Here is a 1,378-nt window from a genome sequence, read left to right on the forward strand (position 1 = left end):
GATGAGCGTGGCGCCGCCCGGATCGACCGTCGCCACCGAAGCCATCGGCCACCACACGCTGGTGCCGCTGGCGACATATCTCGGCTTCAACCTGGAAGGCCTGCCGATCGACGAAGACGGCATCCTCCCGGATGCGTTCGACAAGGCATGCCGCGATGCCGACATCCGCGCCGTCTTCGTCCAGCCATCGGTGATCAACCCGACCGCGACGCTGATGAGCGAGAGCCGGCGCGCGGCGCTGGCCGAGGTCGCCCGCAAGCACGACATCGYCATCATCGAAAGCGACGTGCTCGGTCCGCTGATCGAGGATCGGCCGCCGCCGATCGCCGCGCTTGCGCCCGAGCGCACGCTCTATCTGACCAGTTTCACCAAGATCACGGTCCCCGGCCTGCGCCTGGGCTATCTGGTCGCACCAGACCGTTACGCCGCCGCCGTCGCGAACCGGCACCTGGTGTCGAACTGGATGGCGACGCCGATCCTCGCCGAGATCGCCTCGAAATGGGTGACGGACGGAACCGCGATGGAACTGGTGCGGTGGCAGCGCAACGCGTTGCAACGGCGGCAGACGATCGTTGCCGAGTTGCTGGGCGCAGGGCGCGTGTCGACGCATCCCAATGCCTTGCATCTGTGGCTGCCATTGCCGGACAACCGCACCGAGGAAGGTTTCGTCGCGCAGGCCCGCCTGCAGGGCGTCGCGATCGCGCCCGGCCTATCGTTCCGGACCTCGGACGCGCCGTGGCAGTCCGCCGTGCGGGTGTCGCTGGGTTCCACCACCGAAGGCGAACTGCGCGCGGGCCTTGGCATCGTCGCACGACTGTTGCTGGGCGAGCCGGAGCATCTTCTGCTCGCGATCTAGTTTTTGGATCAGGAAACGGGCACAATCAGAATAATTGTCATGATATTATTTTTCGAATTGACATGATTTGGTAAGTTTAACATCGTTCAGGCATCGGACCGTCAGACCGGAGTAACGATGGCTGAGCCTATCATCAAGATCGACGCGATCAGCAAGAGCTTCGGCGTCTTCAAGGTGCTGGACCAACTGTCGATGCAGGTGATGCCGCGCGAAAAGCTGGCGCTGATAGGTCCATCCGGCTCGGGCAAGACGACCATCCTGCGTATCCTGATGACTCTTGAGCGTATCGATGACGGTCACATCGCGATCGAAGGCGAAGAACTTTACCATATGCCCGGGAATGGCGGGCTGGTCTCGGCCGACGAGCGGCACCTGACGCGGATGCGCCAGAAGATCGGCATGGTCTTCCAGCTGTTCAACCTGTTTCCCCATATGTCGGTCATCGACAATGTGACGCTCGCGCCAATGCTGACCAAGGGCGTTGCCCGCGCTGCCGCCGAGAAGCGCGCGATGGAACTACTC

The 1,378-nt window shown here is 63.0% G+C and carries 2 protein-coding genes; both read left to right on the plus strand.

Translation table 11 applies throughout. The annotated features are described in order from the left end of the window. A partial coding sequence (locus AC1DUU_RS32070) for an aminotransferase-like domain-containing protein (protein ID WP_476787326.1) occupies positions 1-856 on the plus strand: 856 nt, incomplete at its 5' end. A gap of 117 nt (positions 857-973) precedes the next feature. Continuing rightward, on the plus strand, positions 974-1,378 hold a 405-nt coding region (locus tag AC1DUU_RS32075), incomplete at its 3' end, for an ATP-binding cassette domain-containing protein (protein ID WP_476787327.1).

It is taken from the genome of Aminobacter sp. P4_H6_2, from assembly GCF_056400805.1.